Source organism: Sodaliphilus sp., assembly GCF_045598405.1.
Classification (GTDB): Bacteria; Bacteroidota; Bacteroidia; order Bacteroidales; family Muribaculaceae; genus Sodaliphilus; species Sodaliphilus limicaballi.
This window is the reverse complement of record NZ_JAZLLZ010000138.1, coordinates 19,385-29,111: the sequence shown is the minus strand read 5'-3', so window position 1 is coordinate 29,111 and position 9,727 is coordinate 19,385. Positions and strand designations below refer to the sequence as shown.

Below are 9,727 nucleotides of genomic sequence, written 5' to 3'. Positions count from 1 at the left end.
CAAACAGAATCCGCTTGATGCACTTGTGGAAGTCGCAAGGTATAAGATAGAGAAATAATCAACAGTTTTATTAAAACAGCACCTTAGCTCGCAACTTTTGAGTTGCGAGCTAAGGGCGTGTACCCCTACCTGAGTAGTTACAGCGTATCGTAGTGAAGTGTCAGTCGAGTTTGAGGACGGCAAGGAATGCCTTCTGCGGCACTTGCACATTACCTATCTGTTTCATGCGTTTCTTACCAGCCTTCTGTTTTTCAAGCAGTTTGCGCTTGCGGCTCACGTCACCGCCATAGCACTTGGCAGTCACATCCTTACGCACCTGCTTCACAGTCTCACGCGCCACAATCTTGCCACCGATGGCAGCCTGAATAGCGATGTCATATTGCTGGCGAGGCAACAACTCCTTGAGTTTCTCGCACATGCGACGACCCAGCGACACTGCATTATCTACGTGAGTGAGGGCACTCAATGCATCCACCGGCTGACCGTTGAGCAAGATATCAAGCTTGATGAGCTTCGAGTCACGGTAGCCGCTGATGAAGTAGTCAAACGAAGCATAACCCTTGCTTATTGACTTGAGTTTGTCGTAGAAGTCAATCACAATTTCACCCAGCGGGATATCAAACGTGAGTTCAAGGCGATTGCCCGAGATATATTCTTGCTTCACCAGCTCTCCTCGCTTGGCAAGACACAGGGTGATTATGGGACCCATAAAATCGGCGAGGGTGATGATTGATGCACGTATGTAAGGCTCCTCGATATGCTCTATAAGCGTGATTTCGGGCAGACCGGCAGGATTGTGAACCTCTGTCATCTCGCCCTTCTTGTCATAAACCTTATAAGACACGTTAGGGACTGTGGTGATGACTTCCATGTTAAACTCGCGGCTGAGTCGTTCCTGTACAATCTCCATGTGGAGCAATCCCAAGAACCCGCAACGGAAACCAAATCCCAGCGCTACCGACGACTCGGGAGTGAACGTGAGGGCGGCATCGTTGAGCTGCAACTTCTCAAGTGAAGCTCGCAAGTTTTCAAAATCCTCGGGCTCAATGGGATACACGCCGGCAAAGACCATAGGCTTCACTTCTTGAAATCCCTCAATAGCCTTTTCGCACGGTTCATTCACATGGGTGATGGTATCACCCACTCTCACCTCAACGGAGTTCTTGATACCCGAAATGATGTAACCCACATTGCCTGCGCTCAACTCATTGCGTGGAGCCAGCTGCAACTTGAGTACACCCATTTCATCGACATTATATTCCTTACCAGTGTTGACAAACTTGACAAAGTCATTCTTCTTGATGCAACCATTGAGAATCTTGAAATAAACAATGATGCCACGGAACGGATTGAACACCGAGTCGAAAATCAATGCCTGCAGGGGAGCCTTGGGGTCACCTTTTGGTGCAGGAATGCGTTTCACGATAGCCTCCATGATCTCTGGAATACCGATTCCTGTGCGTGCACTTGCACGGATTATGTCTCCCGGGTCACAGCCCAGCAAATCAACGATCTCGTCCTCAACCTCGTCGGGGTGAGCGCTATCCATGTCAATCTTATTGATAACAGGGATTATCTCGAGACCATTGTCAATGGCCATATAGAGGTTAGAGATAGTCTGAGCCTGAACGCCCTGGGTGGCATCCACCACGAGCAATGCGCCCTCACATGCAGCGATAGAGCGCGACACCTCGTAAGAGAAGTCGACGTGTCCCGGGGTGTCAATCAGGTTGAGCGTATATTTTGTGCCGTCGAGCATATAGTCCATCTGGATGGCATGGCTCTTGATTGTAATGCCACGCTCACGTTCCAGGTCCATATCGTCGAGCACCTGGGCCTGCATGTCCTTGCCCGCAACCGTGTTGGTATATTCCAGCAGTCGGTCGGCAAGCGTGCTCTTGCCGTGGTCAATGTGGGCAACAATGCAGAAGTTTCTTATCTTATCCATAAAAAAGTCAATATTTTGTGCAAAGTTACTCAATTTTATTGATTTTTCAAAATCCTAACAAAAACGAGCAACTTGGACACACTCATGAGTTGTCGTCATGCGGGGTCTGCGGAGTCCATAGTGAAGCTAAATGAGATGCCATTTTAGCTTCGGCAGGGTTGGGCTGAGGGGTCCACAACTGGGTTCCCTGGACGGAGTCGGGCATGTATTGCTGGTTGACGAAGTGTCCGGGATAGTCGTGGGCGTATTTGTAGTCGGCACCATATCCTAGTTTTGCCATGAGTTTTGTGGGGGCATTGCGCAAGTGCAATGGCACCGGAGCATTGCCCGTGCTCTCTACAAATGCCAACGCATCGTTGATAGCCATGTAGGCGCTGTTGCTCTTGGGTGACGAAGCCAGATATATGGTACACTCGCTCAAAGGGATACGTCCCTCGGGCCAGCCTATCTTGCTGATGACATCGAATGTGGCGTTGGCCAGCAGCAATGCGTTGGGATTGGCAAGTCCTATGTCTTCGGCAGCCGATATGCAAAGCCTGCGGGCGATGAACTTGGGATCCTCGCCGCCTGCAATGAGCCGGGCAAGCCAGTAAACGGCGGCTTGCGGATCGCTGCCGCGTATCGACTTGATGAAGGCCGAGATGATGTCATAGTGCATCTCGCCATTCTTGTCAAACGCCATGGGATTTTGTTGGAGTCGTTCGGTCACAATCTTGTCGTTGATAACAAACGGCTCGTTCACGGCAAGCGACTGCATGATAAGGTCAAGTATATTAAGCAACTTGCGTGCATCACCGCCTGCGTAGCGAAGCAGAGCAGTGGTTTCTTCGATCTTAACCTCACGCTCCTTGAATATCTTGTCTTCGCCCACTGTGCGATTAAGCAAGTTGAGCAGATCTTCGTCTTCAAGCGGATTGAGCACATACACTTGCGCTCGCGACAGCAATGGTCTGATCACCTCAAACGACGGGTTCTCGGTAGTGGCTCCGATGAGCGTGACAATGCCTTGCTCCACAGCGCCTAGCAGAGAGTCTTGCTGCGACTTGTTGAACCGATGTATCTCGTCGATGAAAAGGACCGGGCGCCCTTTGGAGAACACGCTCACGGCATCGGCCTTGCATCGGTCGAGCACATCACGCACGTCTTTAACACCCGAGGTGACAGCGCTCAAGGTATAGAACGGGACTTGTGTCTGCTCGGCTATGATGCGGGCAAGAGTGGTTTTTCCCACTCCCGGAGGACCCCACAAGATGAACGAGGAGATGTTGCCGCTTTCGATCATGCGCCGGAGCACTGCACCATCACCCACGAGATGTTTTTGTCCTATATAATCATCGAGCGACTTGGGACGCATGCGCTCGGCTAAAGGTTCGTACATATTTGTTCAGGTATTGATGTAAAATAAAGTGTAAAGTTAATGATAATTGTTTGATGTTGCAAAATTATTTTGCTGAATTGTTCAAAATTTAGTAATTTTGTGACACAACTACAAATGGGAAAGCTATGACTGAATACAAACCAGAAGGAAATAAAGGTATATCGCACTCACATGGACTGCTGGCACTATCGCCCATAGTCGTGTTCTTGCTCATGTATGTAGCAGTGTCGCTGGCGATAGGTGATTTCTACAAAATGCCATTGTCGATAGCATTTATCGTGGCCGCTGCATGGGCAATGGTCACCACCACCGGAGTGAAACTTCAAGAGCGCATCAACATTTTCTCGCAAGGTGCAGCCAATGCCAACATCATCTACATGATATGGATATTTATCCTGGCCGGAGCTTTCTCTGGGCTGGCCAAGGGCATCGGCGCTGTAGATGCGACTGTTAACCTCACGCTCAATAGCCTGCCGCAGTGGTTTGTTTTGCCTGGACTGTTTCTTGTCACATGTTTCATCTCCATGTCGATAGGCACCTCGGTGGGCACAATCGTAGCCTTGACTCCATTTGCATGCCAGCTAGCCGAGGCGGGCGATGGCAATGTGGCATTCTACGTGAGCGTGGTGCTTAGCGGGTCGTTTTTTGGCGACAACCTATCATTCATCAGCGACACGACGATAGCCGCAACACGTAGCCAAGGTGTGAAAATGAGCGATAAGTTCAGGACAAATCTGCGCATAGCCTTGCCGGCAGCATTGATTGCCCTTGCGGTATATTTTGTGCAGGGCGAGTCTTCGACAATGGCTACTGTCCCGGGAGGCGACCGCACGTGGTGGCTAGTGTTGCCCTATCTGGTTGTGATAGCGACAGCCGCACTGGGCGTTAACGTGCTGGTGGTCTTGTCTTTGGGAATACTGTGCTGCATGACGATTGCATTTTTCTTGCAAGGTGACGCAATAATGACAATGTGCACGCTCATGGGCAGTGGCATCACGGGTATGAGCGATTTGATCATAGTGACTCTGCTTGCCGCAGGACTACTCAAACTAATTAGCCACAATGGCGGAATCACTTATATAATCGAGCAGCTGACTAATCACGTGGTGAGAGGAAGCCGCGGAGCACAGGTGTGCGTGTCAGTGCTGGTGGGACTCGTGAATGTGTGCACAGCCAACAATACAATAGCCATACTCACAGTGGGTGAAATTTCACGCAAGATAAGCAGCGAATTCGGCGTTGAGCCCCGCAAGACAGCAAGCCTGCTTGACACAAGTGCTTGCGTGGTGCAATGCATGATACCCTATGGCGCACAGGTTTTGCTTGCTGCGAGTTTGAGTCAAGTAGCACCTGTTGCATTCCTTCCCTACTTGTATTATACTTGGGCCTTAACTGCAATGATAATCTTGTCGATTGTGATAAAACGGCGTTGACAAGAGCAATATCTTGATGAAATTTGCACCCCACCGCCTCCACCGAAAAAGGTTACTATTCACAATAGAATTTTGCAGAGTCCCCGTCCAGACCTTATGAAAATCTTTCTCTCGCACAAAGCATAAGGCAAAGAGAGGCTGAAAGCCCGTGCCGCGACCAGCGAACCTCTCTTAAAATAGAGGACTCTGTCCTCAAAATGATAATACACTATCTGTGATGTAATTCCATTTTGCTTGCAGAGCAAGCTATTTTCTAAGCGAAGCATAAAAATCATAATAAAAATATTTTCTTTTTTTACCAGACAACAATAATTTTCAATGAAAAAATCAGTGAGTTCAGTGAGATCCGCGCGGGGAGTTCCATTGGTGAATAGTTACCCGAAAAAGGTGATGTTGTGAAAAAAGATTAAAATGTATTTTTTTTGCATAGTTTATAAAATATAGCAGTTATAGTTACGTTATAAGAATGTAATCACTAAAATAAACTGCCTATGCAAAAAACCTCTACTCAATTACAAAAGGAGGGTAGCAAAGTGCAACAACCAGTCATGCCACGCAAGTCAACCGTGGACTTAATAAAACAAATGGCTAGAGCCTATAGTTATAATAGGATGATGCCAGAGGGACTTCGTGGGTTTGTTGTGAATTGATGCTCTTCAATCATTTAAGACGTAAAAAAAGGTTGCTTGGATTCAAGCAACCTTTTTTATACTGTATCTTGATCTTGCTATCAGTCAGCCAGCAGACGCTCAATAACGGTCTTCACGAGATCGTTGACAGCAGTCTTGTAGTTGGGGTTGGCCGATGTTGCTACGCGGTTAGCAATAATAGAGCATACTGTCATCGCACGATGTCCGAGAAGTTTTGCGAGACCCTGGAGAGCAGCACCTTCCATCTCATAGTTGGTGATGTGGCGACCTTCCCACTCAAATGTACCAATGCGTTTGTTAAGTTCTGGTTCAGCAAGATCAAGACGAACCTTGCGTCCCTGGGGGCCATAGAAACCAACAGCCGAAATAGTGTAACCACGCACCATGTCGTCGCGACCTATCTTCTCAACGAGTTCCTGGTTGGCTTCAACTACATAAGGTTTAGCAAAAAGCTCGTTCCACTGAACATGCTTGCAGAATGCCTTTTCAAAGTCCAAGTCGCAATTAGCGTTGCGGTCGGCATAGTAGTTGAGCACACCATCAAAACCGAGAGCTCTATCAGCAATAACAGCAGTGCCTACGGGCACGTAAGGTTGCAGACCGCCAGAAGTGCCGATGCGCACGATGTTGAGAGTGCGATGCTCCTTGCGAGGCATACGAGTCTCAAAGTCAACATTAGCAAGCGCGTCGAGCTCGGTCATCACGATGTCTATGTTGTCGGGGCCAATGCCGTGCGACAACGCCATGATGGGTTTGCCCTTATATGTACCGCCTATGGTGTGGAACTCACGACTTGACACCTCAAAGTCTTGGGTATCGAAGTAGCTAGCAATCATGTTGACACGACCGGGGTCGCCGCACACTATAATATTGTCGGTGAGCTGCTCTGGGCGAAGATGTATGTGAAAAATAGAACCATCAGAGTTGATGATAAGTTCTGAATCCGGAATGTAATTTGTATTCATATCTTATAAAGTTTTATGTTATTGGTCAATAGTGGATTCAATTAACTAAATGACAAACAAATTAATTGAAAAACAAAGTGCAAAGGTAATACAAATATATCAAGTATGCAAATTTATTCAAATTTTCTTTACACGAGCTGACGTAAGAAATACCCGTAAGACATATCAAGACGTGTGAGTAGCGGGCCATTACTAGAAGATGTTGTGTATCTAATGATTTTTTTGTACTTTTGCAAAAACAACAATTTAACAACAACCTCTATAAACCATACATAATGAAATTCAAGACTTTATTACTTGCATTTCTGCTCACCACATGCGGTGTGTCTCATGCCGGCAAAACCGAAATGGCGCAGAATATCACAAACTACATGGAAACTACTTACCCGTGCACAGTTGAGCGCGTGGATGTCAGCACCGACAAGGTCACCATCTCTGGCCAGTGTCCCGGCGACGGGCAATTTGCCCTGGTCGAGGTGACTCCTGCCGAGGATGTTACCGAAACCCAGTCTTTTAGGCTGCGAATTCCCATTGATAACAACCGATTCAGCCTCACATTGGACCGCAAGACCACCTATGATGAAATAGGGTATGACCGCATATTGTCGCGGTGGGCTATTGTAGAGGCAACGACAGGCACCGACGTGCTTGCTTCTCACGCACGATATGCCGACTCTGCCCCTGCCCTTTCCTCTCCCTCCGAACTCATACCGAAGAACAAGAAAGGCGTGGGAGCAGGACTGGGCGCAGTTTATATGCAAGACCTTGTTGACCTTGACGCACACAATATCACCTGCAACATGGTGATGAACTGGTACATCGCCAAGTCACCCGTCTATGCTAAAAACATTGAATACATCTACAACGGACAGAAGTATTATCTGAACGGGGACGAGATTGCGTCATGGGACTGGCACCTGTCATTCTATGAGCAGCACGACATTGCAGTGTCGGCCATCGTGCTCATCACCCCCAACTCGGTAGATCCGTCGTTGAGCAAGGTGTTCTGCCACCCCGAGAACACGGGCGGTTACTACACCATGCCCAACATGACCACGATAGAGAGCATCAACGCCTATGCCGCAGTGCTTGAATACTTTGCCAGCCGCTACAACGGCACTGGTCACGGCCGCATCAACCACTGGATCATGCACAACGAGGTGGACATGGGATCCACATGGACCAACATGGGGTCGCAACCCGAGCAGGTATATACCGACACCTACTTGAAATCGATGCGACTGTGCTACAACATCGTGCGTCAGTATGACCAGCACGCCTCTATCATGGGATCTTTCACCCATAACTGGACAACAACTAGCGGAGGCAACTACCCCACCAAGACAATGCTCGAACATTTAGTTCAGATGTCGAAGGTAGAAGGTGATTTCCTGTGGGGCGTGGCGCAACACCCCTACCCACAGAATCTCACGCGACCCAAGTTCTGGATTGACGATGCTCTATCAACCAACGACATGGACAGCAAATATGTCACATTCAAGAACCTTGAGGTTATCAACGAGTGGATACTACAACCCGAGAACATGATGAACGGCAGCGTGAAACGCAAGCTTTTCCTCTCGGAGAACGGCACAAACTCGCCTTCTTATAGCGACACCGATCTTGCCAACCAGGCTGCAGGCGGTGCTTGGGCATGGAAAAAGACCAATGCACTTCCCGGTATTGACGCATTCATGTGGCACAACTGGATGGACAACCGCGTGGAAGACGGCCTGCGCATAGGCCTGCACTTCTACCCCGACGACGAAACCAACCCCGGAGGCAAGAAACCAGTGTGGTATGTGTGGGAGGCCGCTGGCACCGAGCGCGAGAGCGAAGTGCTTGACCCGTATCTTGACATCATCGGTGTCAAGGAATGGAAAGAGATTTTCCTGCTTCTTCACAGCGAAGGACGCCAACTTGAAGGAGGAAGGACCTACAACATCGAGGCCGAAGATTACGACCAGGGCGGACAAGGCATATCATACGGTTCGCGCAACACTACCGCAGGCAGCGATTACCGCACCGACAATGACGGAGTTAACATCACTGCCTACCAGCTGCTGGAAAACGGCTGGGGAATCTACGACATGGGGAGCAACTGGCAAGTATATAACGGTGCATTCCTGGACTCGGAGTCTAAAACAATAACCCGTGCTATGGCCGAAGACTACTGGGGCAGTTGGTTCACCTACACATTCGAAGCAAAAGAGGATCTTCTCGCCAACATTTTCGTCAAGCATGCAGCTCCATGGAAAGAATGGGGTAACGCCGCAGCAACAGGATGTGTGCCAGGGAATAACAGCTACATCGTAGAAAACGAACCTGCGCTCAACTGGCCCAAACACTACGCCGGAGCAATGGTGATTTCGCTCGACGGAGCAAACCTCACTACCACCCAGACTGCTCGCCCTGTCGCGCCCGACGCCTACCAGTCACGAGGCACTAATTTCAACACAATCAAGTCTCATCCCGAACGATGGACAAGCACACTCAACGGAAAGGAAAAAACCGACACGCTGTGGGTGTGGTCAAAGTCAGGCGGTAATAACGACCAGTCATCAATTTGCCATGACGACCCCGACTATCGCAATGTGCTGTTGAAGAAAGGCAAACACACCATTAAGGTGAAGTCAATCAGCGCTCCCTGGAACTTCGATTGCCTGCGTATTGACTGTTACGGCAACACAAGCGATGTGCAGGATTTAAGCAACAACGACATAGCTGTCATCAAGGGCGGTAAAGGCGTTATCAATATCACAGGAGCACCAGCAGATGCTAGCATATACACCACAAGCGGAGCACTTGCCGGCACAACAAGAAACACAATAAACCTCACTCCTGGCATTTACATTGTGAAATGCGGAACACAAACCGCCAAAGTGAAAGTGTATTAGTTTTACATGCACATTTCCCATTACAAATCAACCTTGTGCGTCAAGGTTGATTTTTTATTTATAAATATGTGTTGTGGTTGCTATTTTTTTATTAACTTTGCAATATGTAATGTATAACCCGTAAATTTTAAGCTCTAAAAAATTTATAAATTATGACAACAGAAATCATCAAAAACGAAGACGGACTAGTTGTTACCCTCAAGGGAAGCCTTGACACAGTAGCATCAGGACAAGTAACATCAGAACTAATGTCTTTACTCGACAACAATATCAAAAACGTGACTATCAACTGCTGCGAAATGGACTATATTGCAAGTTCGGGACTGCGTCTGCTGCTCATGGTGCGCAAGAGCTGCAAAGCCAATGGCGGAGATGTCACACTCTTGGGCGTACAATCCAACGTCATGGAAGTACTCACAATCACCCACTTTGACCGTATGTTCATCATAAAATAAC

Annotated in this window: 6 protein-coding genes; 3 read left to right on the top strand and 3 right to left on the bottom strand. The window is 48.3% G+C overall.

From position 1 onward, the window contains the following. Nucleotides 1-160: 160 nt before the first annotated feature. Both lepA and ACKI3C_RS09790 read right to left on the bottom strand, forming a co-directional pair. Nucleotides 161-1,948, bottom strand: a complete 1,788-nt coding sequence (lepA, locus tag ACKI3C_RS09795) for a translation elongation factor 4 (protein ID WP_407404518.1) — start codon at nucleotides 1,946-1,948, stop codon at nucleotides 161-163. A gap of 82 nt (nucleotides 1,949-2,030) precedes the next feature. Further along, entirely contained in the window at nucleotides 2,031-3,326 is a 1,296-nt protein-coding gene (locus ACKI3C_RS09790; protein WP_407404516.1) for a replication-associated recombination protein A, read from the bottom strand. A 125-nt stretch (nucleotides 3,327-3,451) separates the two neighbouring features. Between ACKI3C_RS09790 and ACKI3C_RS09785 the strand changes: the two genes are divergently transcribed. Continuing rightward, entirely contained in the window at nucleotides 3,452-4,759 is a 1,308-nt protein-coding gene (locus ACKI3C_RS09785; RefSeq protein WP_407404514.1) for a Na+/H+ antiporter NhaC family protein, read from the top strand. A gap of 730 nt (nucleotides 4,760-5,489) precedes the next feature. On the opposite strand, the gene ACKI3C_RS09780 is transcribed toward ACKI3C_RS09785, so the two are convergent. After that, nucleotides 5,490-6,374, bottom strand: a complete 885-nt coding sequence (locus tag ACKI3C_RS09780) for a nucleoside phosphorylase (protein ID WP_407404512.1) — start codon at nucleotides 6,372-6,374, stop codon at nucleotides 5,490-5,492. 275 nt (nucleotides 6,375-6,649) lie between these two features. Between ACKI3C_RS09780 and ACKI3C_RS09775 the strand changes: the two genes are divergently transcribed. Further along, on the top strand, nucleotides 6,650-9,271 hold the full coding sequence (locus tag ACKI3C_RS09775) for a DUF5722 domain-containing protein (RefSeq protein WP_407404510.1): 2,622 nt from the start codon (nucleotides 6,650-6,652) through the stop codon (nucleotides 9,269-9,271). A gap of 152 nt (nucleotides 9,272-9,423) precedes the next feature. Then, nucleotides 9,424-9,726, top strand: a complete 303-nt coding sequence (locus ACKI3C_RS09770; RefSeq protein WP_407404508.1) for an STAS domain-containing protein — start codon at nucleotides 9,424-9,426, stop codon at nucleotides 9,724-9,726. Nucleotide 9,727 lies beyond the last annotated feature (1 nt).

What these genes read in the sequence shown, in the direction of transcription:
- lepA (WP_407404518.1), bottom strand. Translation starts at nt 1,948, where the DNA reads ATGGATAAGATAAGAAACTTCTGCATTGTTGCCCACATTGACCACGGC.
- ACKI3C_RS09790 (WP_407404516.1), bottom strand. Translation starts at nt 3,326, where the DNA reads ATGTACGAACCTTTAGCCGAGCGCATGCGTCCCAAGTCGCTCGATGAT.
- ACKI3C_RS09785 (WP_407404514.1), top strand. Translation starts at nt 3,452, where the DNA reads ATGACTGAATACAAACCAGAAGGAAATAAAGGTATATCGCACTCACAT.
- ACKI3C_RS09780 (WP_407404512.1), bottom strand. Translation starts at nt 6,374, where the DNA reads ATGAATACAAATTACATTCCGGATTCAGAACTTATCATCAACTCTGAT.
- ACKI3C_RS09775 (WP_407404510.1), top strand. Translation starts at nt 6,650, where the DNA reads ATGAAATTCAAGACTTTATTACTTGCATTTCTGCTCACCACATGCGGT.
- ACKI3C_RS09770 (WP_407404508.1), top strand. Translation starts at nt 9,424, where the DNA reads ATGACAACAGAAATCATCAAAAACGAAGACGGACTAGTTGTTACCCTC.